Genomic DNA, 20,622 nt, shown 5'->3' with positions numbered 1-20,622 from the left:
AGTGAATGAAATGACCACGAGATTTAGACGACCGATGCTTGTGTTAGGGGCAACCATCTTGATCATGCAAGCTATATTCATGCCTGTCGGCATGGTCTACGCAGAGACAACGATGGATACTGAGGAACAAGAACAAGTAGAACTACCGCCAATGAAAAACTATCTGGAGGACGAACAGATCAGTGATCCACGCTTTTTCTTTACTCGTTCTCGGATGCAAGGAACAGCAGAAGAACCCCTTCAAGTGACCTTCTTTTCTGATCAAGAAGTGTCTGAAGCACGAGTATTCTTACCAGAAGAAGCAACGCTCCTGAAAGAAAAGTTACCAACAGGGATCTCAGTTGAGGAAGGAGCACAGCCTAACGAATGGATGGTTCAGTCAGAACATGCGCAAACTACATTTGTCCTTCCTATAGTAGTTGAAAAAGCGGGAAAGTATGAACTGTCGGTGGAAAAAACGACGGCTCATCTAGAAATCAGTGAACAAGAAGAGATTAATGAGGAATTAGCAAATGTAGAACAAGAGGAATTAAAAGAAGAAAATGAAGAGACATCTAATATGGATTTAACTAAAAATACCGAAGTTACTATAGATAACGCTACAGATTTTGCCGCATCTTGGAATGATCCGAATGTTTCTAAAATTACAGTAAACACAAGAGCGATTAATTTAGTAGGAGTACGCCTAAATCAACGAACAACACCTGTACATATTTTGTATGCAGTACCTCGAGGTAATTCTGTGGCACCACATTACTGGGTAGAAGCTTTACGCACTACCTCTCACTTAACACTAGAAGGACCTGCAGAAGGTTATGCAGATATAGAAAATTGGGCCGGTATCCGAACAAACCGCTTAATAGAGAGTTATGGAGGGGATGTGACAATCTTGAATGGTATTAGATTAATAGGGGTTCAGTCAAGTAACGAAGACGCTCCCGTTATTGAAGTGAATAACGCTACATTAACTATGGATGGGAATGATTTAGTTTCACCGTATATAACAGAAGTGGTAGCAAGTTCACAAATATCCTCAGTAACCCCAATAGTATCTTTAAAAAATTCTGCAAACCTGATTATTAATAAAGGAGGAATCGCTCATACTATAGAATCATCCATACCAATTATTGGAACATCTGAAGACTCTAACGTTTTTATCCAAGGTAAGCGTGTTATGATTGGTGGTAATGTCATCGGTCCCAATCAATTTGTGGACGGGAAACCTAGCTATGCAGACCCGAGTTCTCAAAGGCATTCTTGGAATCGAGTAGACGCACATTTATCTGGAGAAAATGCATCTATAGTACAATCAGAAACTAGTGCTCCCAATAATTTTGGTACTTTATATTCCGAACTATACAATTCTGGGAACTATCATTCATTAGTTGTAGATGTGCCGTTTAATTCACTCGGATTTTCTCTTGATGTAGAAGCATCTCTGGACACAGAAGGCTCTCCTGCAGCATCTGGAATTTATTTTTTTGAAGGAGAACAAGCCAGTATAGAAGCCAACCCTGCAACTGGCTATTCATTTGTTCGTTGGGAGATTATTTCAGGAACAGGAAGTAGCATTGGAAATATAACCGATGAAAAAACAACTTTGGTAATGGGATCTTCTGACACAGAAGTACTAGCAATATATGAAGAACAATCTCTTGACATAGAAACAACTAATATTGACGTATTATTGGGAACCGAATCTGAGCACTTTGATATAAATTCATTCGTTAAATCTGTAATAAAAGTTCCTGGAGAAAGCCTGATTGATGATTACACAGTTGAATTAGATGGGGAACTAGATTTTAATAGTATTGGGAAAAAAGAGATATCTTTAAAAATTATAGTTGGTAATCTAACAAGTAACATACTAGCATCGTATAACGTAGTGTGGGGAAATACTCTAGGATCGCTAGATTATAATTCGACACAAGTGGGATTATCATTTAGTTTGTTAAGTGAAAACAATACTCCTGTGATTAGAGCTGGATTAGGGGAAGTACTGAATAATATTAATGATACTCGGACATTCAATAGGATTAGAACTCAATTACTAAGAGGAAATGTAGATAATGTAATGTTAGATCTGCAGACCAATACAGTCCATCAATCAAAAGTTTCTCTAACCAATATGTGGAATGAACAACTGAAATCAGCCGACGTTCTGCAATATGGTGATGTTTTGATGGCACAAGTCTTTGCAAGAGATACTCCAGATTTAAATATTACATCTGATAATATGGTTGCTTCTAGAAACGAAGAAATTATTTCAGAAACAGGAGATTATGATGCTATATATTATATGATAACATCGACTGGTTACCACTTGCTGCGAGTAAATGAGTTAACAACTAATAAAATTTCTATTCCATTTAAAGCGACTGCTGAAGAAATGAATAAATTAATAACCACTTTCTTTTCTTACGGTACTGATTTTACTGAAGAAGAAAAGAAACAATTAAAATTTGAATGGGTTAATTATGATGATACTAGCTTAACAGGTGATAATAAGAGTGGCACTATTTCCGTTACTCAAATAATCGACGGGCAAGGGGAGTTTACAGTGGATTATGAAGTATCATTCGAAGTTGAAGCTCCAACTATCGTAAATCCAGTGGATCCTTTAGATCCTGAAGTAGAAATAGATCCAGAAAAAAAACCAGAATTACCCGATGACCAAGGACAACTAAGTATTGACTTCATTTCGTCCTTCAACTTTGGTTCACAAGCTATTTCAGTTCATGATCAAGTCTATTATGCTCAACCACAACGATTATTGAATGAAGATGGAACAGTAAACGAGGATGAAGAACGACCAAATTATGTTCAGATCAGTGATCGTCGTCCAGAAAGTGACCGTAATGGTTGGCAACTAGCACTTACACAAGCAGAACAATTTGAAGGCCAAGAAGGGCACCAACTTACTGGAGCTAGTTTAAGTCTGTTAAACCAACAATTGGCAACCACACAAGGAGGAGAGTTTCCAACCTTACAAGCTACCACATCTGTGACATTGGTGCCTGGAAATAAGCGGACGTTAATTCGCGCGGAAGGAAAGGAAGGAACAGGTACGTGGATTTATCGTTTTGGCGACGGAGAGACGGCGGGAGAAAGTGTTGCACTCAATGTGCCAAAAAGGACCAATCCAGAAGCCACCACCTATTCCACTACACTGATCTGGGAATTAAGTGCCGTTCCTGGAAATTAAATCGAAAGGGAAAGAGAACCCTCTCTTAAAGTGGTACCCATGTCAAGGACACAATAAAAAAAGAGATTAAACAACTTGAAGATGATTCCTATATTGAACGGGGGTCATCTTTTTTAAATTCCATGCTTTTTTAGACAAAGCTTACTTTTATAACCATGGATTAAAGAAGCAAGCAACAAGTTTTATTAACAATGAAATTATTAATTGGAATAACACATTTGAAGAAGTAACTTTAGAACTATTATCAAAAATAGAAAAAATGTCTGTGCAACAACTTAAAAACACTTTGAAATTAATTGACGAATTAAAGTAAGCGTGACATAGGATAGTATCTCGTACGTGGGAACTTAGACAACAAGGAAAAGATCCTTTCATAAAGGATGGGGAACAATGGTAGACACATGTCTTGGTGGCTTAAATAACTCTAGTAGAGATCATAGCGGTGCAAGTTTCAGAACTAAAGAAATTGATAATAAGGCATTCTATATTGAAGAAAGTAAAAATAAAAGAAAAGAATAAGCCCATGCCCCAATAATAGGGGACATGAGCTTTTTTAATTTAATTAATCATATGCTTATTATTTTAGAACAACAATTTGCTACTTCCGGATCATGAGTGACAATTACAACAGTTTTACCGGATCTATTTATCTCTTTTAACAAATTTAGAATTTCATCTCTATTCTTGAAATCAAGCGAGCCAGTGGGTTCATCAGCTAGCAGTACTTTACTAGGCTTGATAAGCGCTCTAGCGATCGCAGCTCTCTGCTGTTCACCACCAGATAGTTCAAATATCTTTTTCTTCTCATAACCATCCAACCCTACATTTAAAAGTGCTTCATGGATAAGTCTTTTTTTTCCAGATTTATTTTTAGAATGATACTTTAATGCAATCATTAAATTTTCTGTGACAGTCTCATTATCAATTAAAGCAAAATTTTGGAACAAGTAGCTTATCTTATCTCTAATTACTCTTTGAGATTCTTTTGAATTAATTTTGATATTTTTTTTATTTTCAAGTAAATACTCGCCAGCATCAAAATCTTCAATTAGACCGATTATGTTTAGTAAAGTTGATTTTCCGGAGCCACTTTCACCTGTAATAGCGATCATTTCTCCTTCTTCAATCATAAGATTAATATTTTCAAATATAATATGCTCTCCATAACTTTTTCTTACATTCTTTAACTCGATCATTTTTATTCTCCTTTCAGAACAGTAGATAGACTATTTTTCTCTTTTCTCATGATAACTTGAACGATAACCGTACCGTCTATCAACAGGGTTAAAAGTATATAAGGAATAAGTAATATTGTTTTGGAAAAAAGGAAAACGCAAAGTAATTGAACAAGATAAATACTGCTAAAAATAATGAAGAGTGTATTATATCTATCAAAAAGTTTAAAACCAAATAATTTATGAATCGCAATTTTCTTACGATCGCTGAAGACAATGCAATTAACTAAAAATACGGAGGTAAATACGCTTAATAAAAATAGGAAAACCAAAATAACACTAAATATTTGAATGCTTTGTTTATATGATGAAGTAATATCACCTAAAATAGAATTAATGGAGGAGAACTTCAAATTAAGATTTTTATAGCTATCTTTATCGATAATATTTTTTACGACTTCCTGATTGCTTTTGGTATTTTCAAGTTTCAAAGGATTATTTAATCCAGTATTTGCTAACAAGATCTTTTCATACCAGGTAATATCCGTTGAATTCATGGTCATAAAGATAGGTTTTGTAAAAATCGGATTTTCTGATTCAGCATACGAAAATACTTCAAAATCTTTATCATCATAATAATTAATTGTTACTGATAGATCTTCTAGAGATATAGCTTCTTGCTGCTCTGAATCGAAACTATCAAATAATATATTTTGACACAAATAAACAATGTTTTTGTTATCTTTGTATGACTTAGGAACAAAAAATATACGTGGATCATCTTTCCCAGAGGATACAGAAGATCCGTCTATAGACAAATCTAAAGATTCTATATAGTTATCATTTACTTCCATCACTTCATAGGTCTCGTCTTCGGTATACATATGAGGATCTGGAACAGCAAGATTACGGTTCGGATTTACTACTGTACTGTATATAAAATTAACATCAGTTTTTTCTTCTAACTCAGCATAAAGATTTGCTAATTTTTCCTCGAATTTCCCATTACTTAGTAAAAAATTTTGAAAATCATCATCTACTAATTTATATGTTTCTAACGTTAAAACATTTCCGTTTTTTTGCCAGGAATCGTTTATTTTGTACTGTTTAATTAAAGTATCAATGTCAGTAGAAACTTGCAGTAGAATCATTGTAACTAAAAAAGAAATCATCAACTTTACAAAGTAGCATATCATAACGCCGAACTTGAAATTCAAAAAGTTTTTAAGCATTTTAGAAATAGTTACATTCCTAATTGTTAAAAAAGTAAAAGTATTTGTAAGTAGAAACAAAAGAATTATGACTATTTGGGATAAAATCAAATACAAAAAGAATTGATAGGGGTGATAATCATAATAAAAATATAAAAAGATATCTATAACTAAACTAGCTATAACTATTACTAACAAGGAGTTTTTAATGAAATCAAAAAAAATACTTAAATTGGGAATACCATTCAACTTGGATACGCCTATTCTTTTTAACTGCATTAACGGAGTGTAGATATTAACAATTATCAAAATTAAAAATGTACTTATGATAATAGCTATAAATATCATAAGACTTCTATTAACTAAGCCTACTTCTTGTTGTATAGGTTTTGAGAGAAGATCTTCTTGACTTACACCAAAAAATTCACTTAATTGATTCATGATTTTTTCGGAATTCAAATCATCGGTACCCACCACAGAATAAATCCCGTTCAAAGAGACACTACTATCTTTATAATAATTTTCCAATGATTGTAGCAGTATTTTTGATTTAGTAATTGTAGGTATTTTGGCTGAACTATTATTTTCTACGGATCCATAGTTTTTATAAATCTCAGATTTTTCAGCAAATAAATCCGTATGAGGCAAATTAAATTCATTAAAAGGAAAGCTCTTTTTATCAAAAACCACTGATTTAACAATAATGTTATTTCGGACATCTGTTCTGAAAATACTAACGTGTTCATTCTGTGCTAGTTCTTCAAAAAAAGAAAGTTGTTCTTGAATAGATTTTTGTGAGTCTTTTACATAAAAACGAAAAGAAGGATCTTTCATCTCAATTTCATTAAGCCGTATAGTATCTTTTGTTTCGTAAACATTAGATAATAAAAGAGCAGAAAATGTGATAACAATTAGTAAACAGAAATATGATATTTTTTTCATGGTTTGACGTCACTCCTACATCGAGTTCTTAGATTTAAATAAGCCTGAAACAGGCTCACAGAGTCTATTTCAGGCTTATTTGTTATCACTAAAAAGTTTTCCAGTAATAGTTCATACCGGTAGGTGGAATTTTTGTGATACTAGCTTTTGCCCAAATAACTTTCTTTTGAGTTACAGTGACAGTTTTGGTATCTGATGATACTGTTGCACTATGCTTTTTGGTTTCGTGATAATAGTTAGAATATCCATAAGTACCTGTATAACCAACCCCATAGTGCCATTCTCCGCCCCCTACATCAGCAGCTAATGCTACGGTAGGTACAACGAAACTGGCAACTGCAAAAATTGACGCTAACTTCTTTTTCATACTTTTCCTCCTGTCTACATTTTTTTGCGCTTTTATTAGCAACAATAATGTTGTCAATAAAATTGTACTCTTATCGTTTAAATTTGTAAAAGGATATCTTAAATAGCTTTTATGAAGCCCCAATACAATTAAGAGATTGTTGAAAAGGTATAATCCTTTAGAGACAAGGAATAAGAAGTAAAAGAGCAACCAATCCCTTAATTGCATGTTTTGATCTAATAGATTAATATTAATGCAAACGCAATTATATAATCAAGAAGTTGCTTTCCCACTATGAAAATTAATACTTTTGTATATACACATCCCATCAATATGTACGTTATTCAGCAGCTAGCTATGCCAGTAGAAACATTCTGTGACCTCTATGGTTTTAAACAAGGAACTATTTCCAGTTGGATAACAAGAAATAAATCCGTAGATTCTTTACCAGTAAACTTTATTTACTGCCTGGGACTAGCTTCTATCAAGCCTATGGATTTTGTTTATCATAAGCTTTTAGATTACGAAGAACCTTACCTAAAAGGCCTCATGAGCGCAGAAAGGGCAAAAATCCCTTTAAGAGCCAATTTGCTCTTTTTTCATGTTATTTATCCCTGTAAGGATTTTTTTTGAAATAAAAGGGGCTGTGATGTCAATCCCGATTTTCAAATGTCATTTTTTGCCGGTGAGAATATGCTAGTTTTTACCGATTTTCTTGCTTTTCTCATCTGTAGGTGCCTGAAGGACATCCTTATCAAGCAAATAGTCCTTCATGCGATAAGAGCTCCGGGTAATCTTGATTAGTTGAGAGTGATGGACCAATCGGTCCAATATGGCGTTTGCTAATGTTGGGTCTGAGAATACTGCTCCCCATTTTGATAATGGGATATTCGTTGTAATAATCGTCGATTTGGTTTCATATCTCCGGGTGATTAACTGGAAAAAGAGATTTGCGCCACTTTCTGAAATCGGTAAATAACCAATTTCATCGATAATGAGCAGTTTATATCGGCAGTAATTTTTAATTAATGCTTCGTGCCGGTTTTCTTGATAGGCTTTTGTTAATCGCTGAATCAGTCCATTACATGTAATAAAATAGGTACTGATTCGTTGGCGACAAGCTTCCATGCCGATCGCCGTTGCTAAATGTGTTTTTCCAACACCACTGCTGCCGATAAATAAAATATTCTCTTGTCGTTCCATAAAATGTAGACTGGATAAGTCTAACAGTTGCCGTTTATTTACACTGAGCTGATAGTCAAAGTTAAAATCTGACATTCGTTTTTCGTAGGGAAAGTGGGACGTTTTGATATTCATTTTTTCCGCTCGTTGTTTTCTAAACGCTAATTCTCGTTCCGTTAATGAATAAAGGATATCGATCGTGGACAGTTCTTTTGTTTTTTCAGATTCTAAAAAACGAGGAAGATATTCTTTGATTTGATCTAGCTTTAACGTTGTTAGATTATCTAGTAACTCTTGGTATTGTGACATGGTGCCTCCTAATAGAACTCGTCGTAGAGTTTCAAATTTTCTTGAACATAGTGTGCAATTTCTTCATCCGATTTTGTCCGATAAACATCGGATTTTAAAATTTCCTGCATATCATCTGAATGATAATTAAATTTTTTCTGACTTAAAAGGTGTCTTTGAATGCATTCGCCGTTATAATGAATAGTAAGTTCGCCGGCAACAGCTTGGAGAGAAACTGTCTTGCCGATATAGCGAACGGGTACAGAGTACTTTTTCTTTTGATAAATCACGAACGATTCTTTGGATACCTTACGAGAGAGGACATCTTATGTATAGGTCGTTAGTAATTTCGAGTCAAAGGGTAATAAGTGCTCTTTTTCGTATGCAGTAAATTTTAGTATCGGTGGACCAGCAATTGCTTGAGAGGCTTCTTTGTTCAACTCTTCATTGAATTCAAAAACTAGATCAATCAAATCCTCCAGCGTATCAAATTCACCGTTGTATACTTTTAGCTGCTTGACCGTTCGAGCTAAGGCTTCCACTTTTCCTATTGTTTGCGGTCGATAAGGACGACAGGCAATTGGTTTAAATCCTGCATCTTTACTGTATTCATAGAGCCTTTGGTTCCAAGTGACCTTCCTAAACTGTGTTCTACTTTGATCAACGACGGTCCGCATATTATCAAACCAGATTTCATGCGGGATTCCTTCTGAAGAGAGAAAGGCATTGTTCAAACAACGAAGTAATGTATCTTGTTTTCTGTCTAGCGTTAACTCGATATACTTCCAACGAGAAAAGCCTAGAACATATAAAAATAAATTGATTTGAAATCGTTGGCCCAAACGATTGTAAAGGACAAGATCTTCTTTCCAATCAACTTGTGCAGACAAACCTGGCTGTGTTTCAATTCGGATTGTGGCTTTCTGGATGTGTGTGTTCCGCAATTGGCTGCAGTAATCTCTTAGAATAGAATCTTTTCCTTCATAGCCTTTCTTCTTGATAAAGCGATAGATCGCTGAAGCAGAACAGCCTAGTTCTACTTTCTCTTGAATAATTGATCGAAAAGGATCTAATTTGCTTGGCCGTTTCTTAGGTGCAGCTTTCTTTTTAGATAGATCGTTTTCGTAGTAACGTTTGACAGTGCGTGGATCACATTCGAACTGTCTAGCTAAATGGGTAAAATGAGGTTTAATATCACTCATAATAGAAATTTGCACTCCTTCACGTACATCTGATCGCATAAAATCCTCCGGATTGTTTTTAAACCAGTGTACTAAAAAATGTAAGAAAAACACCATTTTTCTCGTCGGCATTTCCTTACATTCTACTATCGAGATTCACATGTGACATAAGTCCCTAACAAAAAAGTGCATGAAATGACGAAAAACCGTTCATTTCATGCGTCATGCGCTTTTTTAGTTAAAATAAAAGAAGCACAGGTGGCACCCTGTGCTTCAAACATTGGCTCTTCAATTTATAAAATAAAGAAAGCGAATGATTTGTAGGTTTTATCTACAGTCATTCGCTTTTCTACCGTACATTTTCGTTTCTATGTTCCATGTACCCCATCTAATGCATGACAGCAGCATTGCTACTTTCATACCAGATGATAATCTGCTAAACTTAATTAAAGCTTTTTCAAGTACATTTGAAGAAGCCCAACAAACTGTAAAAACTATTCATAATGCAAAATTTAAAGCAGAACAAAAAGCGGATCAAAAAGTAAAAAAAGAATAAGTGAAGAGTCTGTCGAATTTAAATTTTATTTACGTGAAGAACTGGTTTAAGGAAAAAGCTTCACCAGCTGTAAAAGCATATTATGATCGAGATTTTCCTATTCAAACAAGAATTCCTATGCATGATTGGTCAATTTTTGACTGTGATTGATAAATTAAAATAACGGAATTTAAAAATAGTTATTCAAAAATTTCACAAGTAGAAAATCGTAATTTCGGGGATAAAATACAGATTTTCAGGTAGACCAATTTTTATTCACAAAGTAACTGCTGAAAATCCTTGGGAATAGTAGAAGTTGTAATAGTCGAGACTATGTTGACTTCGTGTCTAAATAACAAATAATGATTATAAGAAATTAAAATTTTGATATTTTTTTATATAAAAAACTTTTTTGGTATAGTTATCCTAGAGTGATTCAAGGGGGAAAAAGAAAATGGTAGAGAAATTAGTACAGGCTTTTTCTGAAGATTTAGATAGTGTCTATTCTATGGGTTATGACACTTGGGGTGAAGGTAGTCTCTTTTCTGATTATTTAGAAGAATGTAGGCACTCTATTAAATATCAATCTGGCATGTGGTATGCTTTAAATGTTGATGGTGTCAATGTGAGCTCATGTATTGTTTATCAACTTTATACCAATGTAGTTGGTATTGGATCGCTTGCTACGAAGACTGATAAACGAGGATTAGGCTTTGGTTCTAATTTAATAAAGAAAATATTGTCTTTAAATATTGGTAGTGTATATTTTCTTTGGAGCGATATTGATCCTGTTTTTATAAAAATTAGGATTTGTACAAATTGATTCCAATATGCAACCTTATGATTATAGTAAACTAATGTATTATCCAAGTAATGTTGCTATTGATGTCAAAAGGTTACCATCTTATTTTTGATTTGTATTAATGTTTTAAAATTAAAATAAAAAATTTAACTTAGGAACAATTATTTTGGATTGACACAACACATTCATTTTAAAATATTGTAGGCTTATTCGAGTATAGGGAACAGCGATACAGAAAATAGCGGTAGGAATACAAACTATATTCACCGAATTATCCCTAACGTTCAACTAGTGATTCAGTAAAGGCTCAGAGATTGAATCTTTCACAAAGAATTTGATAACATAACCGTTGCTAAATCAACAATTCTAAACTAGACGACTTGAACTTCACAAAGCACATGGCTAAAACGCTTGGAATAGTAAATACTTGCTTTAAAGAGAAGTTATGTTAACCTAACAGTTTCGTCGGATAAATAAAATACGCTCATCCATATTGATAGTTCGGCTTTTTTTCCACTACCGCTAATTTCTGTACGAATGTTCCAACTACTTTCCTAGTTTAAAAACGCATAAAAATCAGAAACGTTGATTTAATAGAGTTTCTGATCTTTATGAGTGATCACTACCGCTATTTTCTGCAGGGATTGGTGCCACATTTGAAGAAATTTGAGTTAACTAGCATTACTGAACAAACCAAAGAATTCTCAGGAGAAATAGGTAGAAATTCTCCTTGTCCATGTGGTAGTGGAAAAAATATAAGAAATGTTGTCTGAAATAATTAGTGCACATCAACAATTCAGTTCATTTTTTATTCTGTAAATAGTTTGTCTCTTGGCGTTATGATCCTTTGCAATCTTTGAGATAGCAACGCCATTCTCAAAATCCTGAACGATGCTTTTATAAACCAGGCGACGTTAGGGATCTTTTGTGTCTGCACTGTATAATTTAGGACGACCTTTATAGACTCCGTTTGCTTTAGCGATCGTAATTCCTTGTGCCTGCCTACGTTTATATTCATTACGCTCTTGTTCGGCAATCATGGCCAAAATCTGAATGATTAGGTCTTTGATGAATTTATCCAATAGAGGATTTCCGATTGCTTCAGCCATGATCGGTAAGCTGGTGATAATGAGTCGCACATTTTTCTTTTTTAGATAATTAACTGAATCAATAATCTCGTCATAATTACGTCCTAATCGATCGATAGCTTCTACAATAAAAATATCTTGCTCTCTGACGAAATCTAAAGCTTCCTGAAAAATTGGTAGCTGAGAAATAGTCGCTCCAGATTGTTTTTCGATGAAAATTTTTTCTGCACCTAATTTTTTCATTTCCTCGATTTGACGTTGTTCATTTTGATCGATTGATGAAACTCGAATATATGCAATTTTCAATAATTTTTACCTGCCTTCTCGAACTATATAAAACGGAGGTGGATATAGGATTGTTGTATTTTGCTCTTTCCTCACTTGAAGTTACCTGCTGGCGGTTATCAAAAAATTTCCTATCCATGTTCAATTTTCAAAAAAGAGCAATGCATGAAACTTCAATAGCGAGCAACGTAAGTCTAATTATGTAGATCTAAAATAGTGTGTCATACTACACATTTGTAGTGTGACCAACCTGAGAGAATCGTAATCGTTTTACTCTCTTCATCCACGCTGTAAACCAGTCTGTGTTTGATATTTAGACGTCTTGAATAGTGAGGCAATCCAGTTAATTTTTCGTATGGTTGCGGTATAACTTTGATCAGTTCATCAAATTTACTAGTTAGATTGCCACTCTTCAATTTAGGCAAATCTTTGCGAGCATTCATTTTAATCTTTACATTGTATCCCAATCAATTTCACCTAAGTCTTCACTTTATTCATTCTCAAAGTACTTGATTCGATCCAATACGCCCGCATTTTGTAACTAGATTGTTTCTTGTGAGGAGTTCTAGTCGCTTTTACTAATCATTACAACACTTTCTTCGCTTTTTGTACTCGCAATTTCAATTGGTTGACTGTCAGATACAACATTCTTAATAAGTCCATAAAGAATTTTTCTTGCATTCATTGGTGTAATTACTTCCATAAGTATAAATCCGCTTTTCTCTCTTTTTGTATTCTGTGTTACGCATTCCGTACAGGTCTCTGGTACACTACAGAACTAGAGGGTGTTAGTGGCGGGGATGTATAATGGCAATCACGCATAAGTATTTGGTGTCGGTCATCCGTTAAGGCATCAATGAATGGAAATGGTGCAAACACGTAGCACGTAAACTTATCTTTTCCGAAGTTGACTTGATTTCGCCGGATGACCAGGTCCTGTCAAACCTGTACTACTTTTTACAGAAGGCTGCTATGTTTAAAATCTTTCGTAAAAATTGTTGCGGATTAGATGGCCACAAAATGTGGATCTATGTTTGTGTTGGAATCACCGATGCAAACAGTCGGACTGAGTATAAGCAAGCTTGTTTCTCTTCATTTTCAAAAGGGTTCAATGAATTAGCTGATTGGTTTGCTAAACACAACTGTAAGGACGTTTGTATGGAATCCCCCGGTAAATTAAAATCCCTGTTTTTAATATTCTAGAAAAAACTTATTTTGTCACTCTGGCTCATCCGAAACACACCAAAATACAGAAAGGAAATAAACCGGATCGCAAAGATGCCCAATGGATTTGTGATCTCTTTACGTGTGAAATGATCAAACCGAGTTTTATTCCTACTCTTGAAATTCGGCAGCTTCGTGATCTGATGCGCTATCGGTCGAAACTAACCAACATAAAAACGAGTGAAAAGAATCGAGCGTTAAACTGCTTAACGATTTCTAATCTGAAACTGGATGATGTCTTTAGTGATGTGTTCGGAAAATCCTCCACTGCTATCATTCATCACTTGTTAGAACATCCTGGTGAACCATTTGATGTTCACCCATTGATCCATGACGGAAGTAAAACACCTGTTGAAGAGATCCAAGCGGCAGTTGAGGGGGGATTACTGTCCCTCAAGTGATTAAACTTCGCCAATGCTCTTTTCAGATCCAAAGAACATCCAGAATTTAAAATCGCTATCGTATAATAAAAGCGAACCATGTACATAAGAAAGCTATCATCGCTAATTGTAAGATGCTCCTGACCGCTATCTGAAACGTCTTTAGCAACGTCGCACTATATAAACCGGACGGTTATTTGGATTCCAAGCCTGTGAATGAAACGAAAGTTTTGACTCAAGCTCAGGCATTGGAGCTTCTGAGAACAAAGAGGGTGCACCATAACCTATAGTAGCTCTCCAACAGGGTGAAGTTAATTCTTCGTGAAAAATGAAATTTTTTAGCGTAGTAAAATTCACTCGTCAATATTCCTAGGTTGTTGTCTTTCGTAAAAAAAATTACTACGACCGTCCCCTTCGATGTATGCTTTTCTATAATTACTTAAATCTGATCGATTTCAAACTTTCTCCTTCTTAAAATATATTTTGTCTAACTGTTTTGACTTAGTACCATTAGACTTTTTAATCAAATATCTTATGTATATTATAGTTTGCGTCTCAGCTGTTTTTTTCAACTGAAAATGTCTCCACAAAATCAGTTGAAAAATGCCCCACCTAATTTATCTTAACCATTGCTTTGTATCTTCTACTCGAAAAGAAGAACCACTGAAATCAAGTACATGCGCCCGATGGGCGATTCGATCGACAATTGCAGCAGTAAGCATGGGATCTTTGAATGTTTCTTCCCATCGTTCAAACTCAATGTTGGTTGTAATGATCATGGAACCATTGGTATTTTTGTTAGATAGTAGATTAAAGAGGATTTCACTTCCGACTTGATCAAATGACACATAGCCAAGTTCGTCTAGTATAACCAAGTCATATTTACTAAAACAGCGCTTATAGTAAGTCAGTTGGTTCGCGCTCATTGCTTCTTTTAGTTCAATCACTAGATTAGGAATGCTTATAAATAAGACACTCTTTCCTGCTAGGTAAGCTTCCATTCCTAATGTATTGGCCAAGTAGGTTTTCCCAACACCAGAGTTTCCAATCAGTATTAAATTCTCTTTTTGCTCGATAAATCGGAGCTCCTTTAATTCTGTAATCTTTTTTCGAAGTTTTGGATCTAGGTGTGCAGTTAGATAGTCATCAAAAGTGACTCGGTTGGACAGTTTTGAGCCTGTAATCAGTCGTTGGATCCGGTTGCTTTTTCGATTCTCAAACTCAGCTTGTAACAGCTTTTCCAAAAATTCTTCATAGGATTCAGAAAGATTCAATGCTTCTTGGATTGCTTGTGGATAGTTTTTTCGAATATGGGACAATTTCAAATGTTTTGTTAGTGTATTAATACTCATAACGACTCTCTCCCTAGATAAAGTTTAGTATATGCCTGTACTTGAACCCTTACGGCATTTACAGCTTTTGTTTTTGGCCGCTCGCTTAGTCGTTCTGGACGTTCTTCAAGTGCATCAGACTCTAGCTACTTTACTAGTTCTTCCAACAGGACTGTCTGATAGAAGGTTAAGCGTTCGATAAATCGCTTGGGATCATTTTGATAATATCGGTGAAAACAACGGTGTAATCTCGGAATTCCCTGAAGAGCTAGTGAGTGTTTGAGAGCCTTCGGCTTACGGGAAAGTGTACGTAAGTAGTGTTGGATTTGAATGGCATAATTCTTACTTCTTTTTTCAAGTAAATGCCGACAAACCAAATGACCTGTATGAATCACGTTTATTTCTTTCAAGTACTTTTTTACTATTACTTCTTTACCTACAAGATAATCTGGAACGGAGTAATAATTAAGATCCAATTGAACAAAACTATATTTATTTACTGGTTGAGTAGTGATTATCGCATAATCATAGCTAGAAAATACTGGCTTCAAATACTTTTTTTCAATGCAAGCATGTTTTTTTCATTTAATTGGTCCATGATAACGGTTAAATGTTTTTCTTCCTCCGATAAAGAAGAGAAGCGATACTGCTTCGTAAAAGCCTTATTTCGAATCATGTTTACACTTTTTTCAACAGAACCTTTTTCATTTCCACTATATGGGTTCGTTACGATCGACGTATAACCATAGAATAAAGCTAGTTTCAAAAACTCGTCATTTAGTTCTTTCTCATGTTTCCCAATAAAACGTTTCGCAAAATTTCTCATATTGTCATAGACCACAGTTTCATACGTACCGTCAATCTCTTCGAAAAATTGGTTGTGGGCATCAATCAATACCTTCTGGCTCGCAGATTCATATAGACGTGCCCACCGAAAGGTGGAGGCAGGTGCAGAAAAAATAGCTAGCGTATATTTTCGCACTTCATTATTGAACTAAAGTTTCACCTCACCAAAATCAAATTCAACGCGATACCCTAAGTCATAAGACTGATGAATGTAAGCTTCTTTCTTGTTGTTTCTTTTTTCTCTTACTTGATTACCGATCGTCGTTTTACCAATATCAAATCCTTCTAATTGGACAATTTCAAAGATGCTCGTTGCCGTTAACTTCTGTTTATGGGCACCGAATAGTTGATTTTTTTCCTTCTCCATTTCAAGAAGCTCATCAATTCTCTGATCCAGTTCAGGCGTGTATTTTCGATACGTTCGATTTTGGCTGTTGTATTTTGGTTTTGCGGTCAGCTGCTCCATCAGTTCTGTATCCGAAGGATCCTGCTATAACTGTTTCTTGAGTTTTTGATGTTCTTTCCAATAGCGCGAAACCGTTTTTCGGCTGATCCCTAACTCACGCTCAATTGAACGGTTGGATCTTCCTGATTCTTTTAATCGTATAATTGTGCATTTGTCCATTAAGGATCTCACTCCTCATACCTCCAATAGAAATTGTTATTTCTATTGTGGTGATTAGTGGAGACATTTTCAATTGATTTTATTACGAATAGTGGGCACTTTTTAAACTAACATAAACATTGCATACGTCAGTAAGTGTGGAAAGTTATATCTGCTTGTTTTGACAGAGATATTTCTTTACAAATCTTCAAGTCCTGACAGGAATTTATTTAGAAATTGCTTATGATCGATATGAAGAGGGCGTGGTCAAATTTCCGAATTGCATGATAAATAAAATGGAAAATGGGCGTAACAAAGCAAAATTGAATTATAAAGATTTTTTTATTTTTGGAGTGATAAAAAAGGGCAGAAAAACAAATTTGTTAAGGGGGCGTCATTAGCAAGTCACCTTTCTGAAGAAAGCGGACTGTATCCAAAGCGAAAAAACTCTGCTATTCAAAATGTTCGTGAGATGGTAACAGCGTTAAATATTCTGTCAGTCCGTCAAGTAAGTAGCGATCAACTGCCAACGGTTTTAGGAAAAGAATTTTATGATAATTATGAAATTGTCCAAGAAGCAAGGGCAACGTTGGATGACAAATTATTTAGAGCGAACGAAAAACTAAAATATAATCCGTCCAATATTGAGCAAGCCGAAAAGGTTAGAGCATTGCATGCGGAGAAAAAGGATCTTGAAAAACAAGTAAAGCAACTTGAAAAGCAATTAAAAACCTACGATGCTGCACTAGGAATACTGAGCGAAAAGACAGTGAATGAAACGAATGATTTGGAAAAATAGAAATCTTCTTTTAGAACAATTTGCATATTCTGCCATTCTATTGAAATAATCGATAACAAAGAGTATAATACGAGTATAAATAACTCTAATGAGGTGTTCCGAATGAAAGTAAAAAAAGAAAGAATTCAAGTCGCTTTAGAAAAAGACTTAAAGATGGAAGCAGAAGATATTTTACAAGACTTGGGAATGAATCCAACAACCGCAATTACAGTTTTCTACAAACAAGTAGTAGAAGAAGGTGGGTTACCATTTGAAGTAAAGCTATCCGAAAGAACAAAACAGACAAGACGAATCGCTAAATTAGCAAAAAAGACACCTAATGTGACTAGGATAGATGACAATGAGACTCTAGAAGCTTGGTTGAATGAAGATGAATAAGATTCTTTCATTGTATGTTGCTTTTGTTGGTAAAGAAGGCGGGAAAAGACGACCGGTATTAATTGTCGAAAACAGTGAGAATGAAATTATATTTTATTCAATCACAAGTAAGTGCCAAAATAAATCGGATAAAATAAAAAAACTGTACTTTAAAATTAACGATTGGAAAGATTCAAATTTAAAAAAAGAGTCCTGGATTGATATTGGCACTTTATTTGTACTTTCCAAAGACAAAACTGATTTTGAATATAAAGACATTGGTGAACTTTCTCAAAATGATACGGATCGTTTGGAAGTATTTTTGAAAAATACTTTAAAGAGATAGAATGAAAATGCGAAATTACTACCTAATCATTCGAAATTAGGTAGTAATTTTCTATTGAAGCGAATGCATTTACAGGATTATCTTGTGGCCATAGATAATGCTTCATAGGATTAAAAGTTTCTTTTTTGTCTAAGATGGTAGGAGAATCAGAATGAAGTATGGTAAAACATTTAAAAAGATCAGCGAGGTTTTAAGTGGGGAAAAAAAAGTTCTATGCGGTTAGATATGCAGATAATACGGGGTTAATCTTTAACAACTATGATGACTATCAAAACGGAATAAAAGGGTTTAGTAATTCCTCCAGTAAAGGATTTAACAGAATAGAGGATGCTTCTGAGTGGCTTGAAGGTGTACCTCACAAAGTAGTCAAATCAAAGAAACCACAAACTAGTGATAAAGCGCCTGAACAAATTAAAAAGAACAAGAGGTCCCAATATTATGCGGTAGTCAGAGGAAGGGTCGTTGGCGTATTTGATAATAAAGAAGATTACAAAAAATCTTTGTTGGGATACAAGTCGGGTAAGGGAAAAGGCATTTTTAAAACAAAGGAAGCTGCACAAAACTGGTTAGTACAAAATGGCATTTCACCTGTGAATAAGAAAGGTTTATATGCTGTTTCCAAGGGATTTAACACCGGATTTTTTACAAAACTACACACATATGAGAAAAATTTAATAGGTTACCCTGGTGCAAAAGGGAGATGCGATTTCAATAATAAGAAGGAAGCGCTGGATTGGATAAACGCTCAAAAACCTAAAAAAAGATACTATGCTGTAGCTAAAGGTCGACGTCGAGGAATCTACACGGATATTAAGAAGTACAATAAATATATTTCTGGAGTCTCAGATATTAAAGCTAAAGGAGGCTTTAAAACCAGAGAAAGAGCCGAGCAATGGATGAAGGAAGTACAAGAAAATCAAGTGAAAGAATATTTTGCTATTGCGATCGGCAAGCGAAGAGGTATTTACGTTGATAGGAAGAAATATTTGGATAATTTAAATGGCGTTAAGAATGGTTGGGGAAAAGATGGATTTAGAACCAGAGCTGATGCTGAAAAATGGTTGTCTGAACGATTAGAATTCATAAATAAATATAAGAAAAGTATATATAAAGAAGTAATCATTGCGTATGAAAGTAAAGATTTACCTGTTATTTATACGGATGGTTCTTATATGCCGGTTAAGCAACAGTATAGTTCTTCAGTTGTTATATCTGAAGGGGTAGGATCGATTGCAGCATTTGCAAAGTCTAATAAACAGGATAAGAATAATACTCTGGGAGAATTGGAAGGCTTATTACATGCATTAAAGATAGTGAATGCATTGTATGAGTTCAAAGAGTTCATCTTAGTTTATGATTACAATGATCTTGAGAAAATAGCAAGAGGTATATTAACAATAAAGTCTGTCCCAATCTCTTTACAAAGAGAAATTGTCGATTTAATAAAAGACAATGAATTAGACATTCATTTTCTAAATGTAAAATCACATACAGGAATTGTCGGAAATAGCGTAGCAGACAGAATAGCAAGAGATATAAGCAACCATTTAAATAAACTCGATTTATTAAGAGATCTATCCTTTTTAAATTAGGAAATTGACAGGTTATGAATGAATTTTATAAAGGAGGTAATTCCTATGAATACTACAGCACTCGCAAAATTTATCCAGTCATTGGGGAGTTTGAATAACTACGGAAGCTCTGTTTACCAAACGAAAAAAGCTTTGGACATGAAATCCACGAAACCACTTCGCCAAAATAGAGATGATATAGCTATTTTTGTGGATAGTCTAAAAGGAGTCAATGCGATAAAAGAAAAAGGTTTTTCAGTAGATGGTATTATCGATGTAAACAAGCAGTTTGATTCACCATCTGAAGAGCAGCCTAAATTACCAGGTCATTTGAGAAATTCATATTACAATGAAGATGATCGAATAGCCATTGTTCTTGATCAAGCTAGTCAAGAACACTATTTTCCTAAAGAGATCATTACCAGAGATGATTTGCAAGAAATCGTGGATCTGTTTGAACAATCAGAACGAACCGAAAAAGATGCCTGGTGGGTTTTCGCTAGACTTGCTAAATTACAGGCTTTTCAGGATGGAAATAAGCGAACAGCGTTGATTTCAGCCAATGCCGCATACGGCACTTTGGACAGCGAAAACTATCTGATGGTTCCATTTCACGATATAAAACGCTTAGAGTTTACCTATAATCTGATGGCATTCTATCGAGCAAGTGATCATTTAGAGGAAGAGCAAGCATTTGAGGGGTTATATCGCACGTTACCCTCGAAAAAAGATCGTGAATTGTATTTACGTCAACCGATTGAAGAGCGAAACGATGGCAAAGAACTTTCTACTTATCGAATCAAATCTGAACTTCGATCAACGGAAAAAGGCCACGGTCCAGAGCTATAAATAAAAATTCTAGCTTAATTTATAACAAAAATAATGATGACAAAGAAGCATTACCTACTCAATTTGGGAGGTAAT

At 34.7% G+C, this 20,622-nt stretch carries 20 protein-coding genes and 3 pseudogenes; 11 read left to right on the top strand and 12 right to left on the bottom strand.

The features are described from left to right. Positions 1-10 precede the first annotated feature (10 nt). A complete protein-coding gene (locus tag FJU10_RS11120) occupies positions 11-3,205 on the top strand; it encodes a WxL domain-containing protein (protein ID WP_140965934.1) in 3,195 nt (1,064 codons plus the stop codon). Positions 3,206-3,595: 390 nt separating this feature from the next. Next, positions 3,596-3,724 (top strand): hypothetical protein, encoded by a 129-nt coding sequence (locus tag FJU10_RS19710; protein WP_262984562.1) that lies wholly within the window; start codon positions 3,596-3,598, stop codon positions 3,722-3,724. A 47-nt stretch (positions 3,725-3,771) separates the two neighbouring features. Here the strand turns inward: FJU10_RS19710 and FJU10_RS11115 are convergent, their stop codons facing one another. The 3 genes from FJU10_RS11115 to FJU10_RS11105 all read right to left on the bottom strand — a co-directional run bounded on the left by FJU10_RS11115 (position 3,772) and on the right by FJU10_RS11105 (position 6,900). After that, positions 3,772-4,401: an ABC transporter ATP-binding protein gene (locus FJU10_RS11115; RefSeq protein WP_140965933.1), complete on the bottom strand. Its 630-nt coding sequence runs from the start codon at positions 4,399-4,401 to the stop codon at positions 3,772-3,774. 2 nt (positions 4,402-4,403) lie between these two features. After that, positions 4,404-6,533, bottom strand: a complete 2,130-nt coding sequence (locus tag FJU10_RS11110; RefSeq protein WP_140965932.1) for a hypothetical protein — start codon at positions 6,531-6,533, stop codon at positions 4,404-4,406. Between the two features lie 88 nt (positions 6,534-6,621). After that, the gene (locus tag FJU10_RS11105) at positions 6,622-6,900 is read right to left on the bottom strand and encodes a lactococcin 972 family bacteriocin (RefSeq protein ID WP_140965931.1); all 279 of its coding nucleotides are present in this window, start codon (positions 6,898-6,900) and stop codon (positions 6,622-6,624) included. 273 nt (positions 6,901-7,173) lie between these two features. Between FJU10_RS11105 and FJU10_RS11100 the strand changes: the two genes are divergently transcribed. Continuing rightward, on the top strand, positions 7,174-7,512 hold the full coding sequence (locus FJU10_RS11100) for a type III secretion system protein PrgN (RefSeq protein ID WP_223273032.1): 339 nt from the start codon (positions 7,174-7,176) through the stop codon (positions 7,510-7,512). Positions 7,513-7,575: 63 nt separating this feature from the next. On the opposite strand, the gene istB (FJU10_RS11095) is transcribed toward FJU10_RS11100, so the two are convergent. After that, the gene (gene istB / locus FJU10_RS11095) at positions 7,576-8,370 is read right to left on the bottom strand and encodes an IS21-like element helper ATPase IstB (RefSeq protein WP_140965930.1); all 795 of its coding nucleotides are present in this window, start codon (positions 8,368-8,370) and stop codon (positions 7,576-7,578) included. Positions 8,371-8,378: 8 nt separating this feature from the next. Then, a pseudogene (gene istA, locus FJU10_RS11090) lies at positions 8,379-9,590 on the bottom strand (IS21 family transposase). Between the two features lie 929 nt (positions 9,591-10,519). On the opposite strand from istA, the gene FJU10_RS11080 reads away from it, so the two are divergent. After that, entirely contained in the window at positions 10,520-10,888 is a 369-nt protein-coding gene (locus FJU10_RS11080; protein ID WP_140965929.1) for a GNAT family N-acetyltransferase, read from the top strand. Between the two features lie 590 nt (positions 10,889-11,478). After that, positions 11,479-11,640, top strand: coding sequence for an SEC-C metal-binding domain-containing protein (locus tag FJU10_RS19840; protein ID WP_189372307.1), 162 nt, complete (start codon positions 11,479-11,481; stop codon positions 11,638-11,640). A gap of 15 nt (positions 11,641-11,655) precedes the next feature. Here FJU10_RS19840 and FJU10_RS11070 read toward each other — a convergent pair. Both FJU10_RS11070 and FJU10_RS19775 read right to left on the bottom strand, forming a co-directional pair. Continuing rightward, positions 11,656-12,261: pseudogene (locus FJU10_RS11070) on the bottom strand (recombinase family protein). 469 nt (positions 12,262-12,730) lie between these two features. After that, positions 12,731-12,943, bottom strand: a pseudogene (locus FJU10_RS19775) (type II toxin-antitoxin system Phd/YefM family antitoxin). Positions 12,944-13,415: 472 nt separating this feature from the next. Between FJU10_RS19775 and FJU10_RS19365 the strand changes: the two are divergent. Then, positions 13,416-13,865 carry an IS110 family transposase gene (locus FJU10_RS19365; RefSeq protein ID WP_317615674.1) on the top strand — a complete coding sequence of 150 codons (450 nt, stop codon included), beginning with the start codon at positions 13,416-13,418 and terminating at the stop codon, positions 13,863-13,865. Between the two features lie 596 nt (positions 13,866-14,461). On the opposite strand, the gene istB (FJU10_RS11050) is transcribed toward FJU10_RS19365, so the two are convergent. The 5 genes from istB (FJU10_RS11050) to FJU10_RS19350 form a co-directional block, all read right to left on the bottom strand. After that, on the bottom strand, positions 14,462-15,196 hold the full coding sequence (gene istB / locus FJU10_RS11050) for an IS21-like element helper ATPase IstB (RefSeq protein ID WP_140965927.1): 735 nt from the start codon (positions 15,194-15,196) through the stop codon (positions 14,462-14,464). A 125-nt stretch (positions 15,197-15,321) separates the two neighbouring features. Next, positions 15,322-15,651: a Mu transposase domain-containing protein gene (locus tag FJU10_RS19835; protein WP_411268839.1), complete on the bottom strand. Its 330-nt coding sequence runs from the start codon at positions 15,649-15,651 to the stop codon at positions 15,322-15,324. A 71-nt stretch (positions 15,652-15,722) separates the two neighbouring features. Next, positions 15,723-16,157, bottom strand: a complete 435-nt coding sequence (locus tag FJU10_RS19360; protein WP_223273030.1) for a hypothetical protein — start codon at positions 16,155-16,157, stop codon at positions 15,723-15,725. Between the two features lie 12 nt (positions 16,158-16,169). Further along, positions 16,170-16,487: a hypothetical protein gene (locus tag FJU10_RS19355; protein WP_223273029.1), complete on the bottom strand. Its 318-nt coding sequence runs from the start codon at positions 16,485-16,487 to the stop codon at positions 16,170-16,172. Between the two features lie 24 nt (positions 16,488-16,511). Further along, the gene (locus FJU10_RS19350; RefSeq protein WP_223273028.1) at positions 16,512-16,646 is read right to left on the bottom strand and encodes a helix-turn-helix domain-containing protein; all 135 of its coding nucleotides are present in this window, start codon (positions 16,644-16,646) and stop codon (positions 16,512-16,514) included. A gap of 451 nt (positions 16,647-17,097) precedes the next feature. Here FJU10_RS19350 and FJU10_RS11040 point away from each other — a divergent pair, with 451 nt between their 5' ends. The 5 genes from FJU10_RS11040 to FJU10_RS11020 all read left to right on the top strand — a co-directional run bounded on the left by FJU10_RS11040 (position 17,098) and on the right by FJU10_RS11020 (position 20,547). After that, positions 17,098-17,424: a hypothetical protein gene (locus FJU10_RS11040; protein WP_140965926.1), complete on the top strand. Its 327-nt coding sequence runs from the start codon at positions 17,098-17,100 to the stop codon at positions 17,422-17,424. 102 nt (positions 17,425-17,526) lie between these two features. Next, a complete protein-coding gene (locus FJU10_RS11035; RefSeq protein WP_042890552.1) occupies positions 17,527-17,802 on the top strand; it encodes a type II toxin-antitoxin system RelB/DinJ family antitoxin in 276 nt (91 codons plus the stop codon). Continuing rightward, positions 17,789-18,127, top strand: coding sequence for a type II toxin-antitoxin system PemK/MazF family toxin (locus FJU10_RS11030; protein ID WP_140965925.1), 339 nt, complete (start codon positions 17,789-17,791; stop codon positions 18,125-18,127). The genes FJU10_RS11035 and FJU10_RS11030 overlap by 14 nt, the downstream gene beginning before the upstream one ends. A 194-nt stretch (positions 18,128-18,321) precedes the next feature. Then, positions 18,322-19,719, top strand: coding sequence for a ribonuclease H family protein (locus FJU10_RS11025; RefSeq protein WP_140965924.1), 1,398 nt, complete (start codon positions 18,322-18,324; stop codon positions 19,717-19,719). A gap of 45 nt (positions 19,720-19,764) precedes the next feature. Next, positions 19,765-20,547, top strand: a complete 783-nt coding sequence (locus tag FJU10_RS11020) for a Fic family protein (RefSeq protein WP_223273027.1) — start codon at positions 19,765-19,767, stop codon at positions 20,545-20,547. The last annotated feature ends 75 nt before the right edge of the window (positions 20,548-20,622 follow it).

It is taken from the genome of Enterococcus sp. OL5 (genome assembly GCF_006491895.1).
In the GTDB taxonomy this organism is placed as follows: domain Bacteria; phylum Bacillota; class Bacilli; order Lactobacillales; family Enterococcaceae; genus Enterococcus_D; species Enterococcus_D innesii.
Note: the sequence above shows the minus strand (reverse complement) of the source record. Positions and strands in the feature narration are given on the sequence as shown.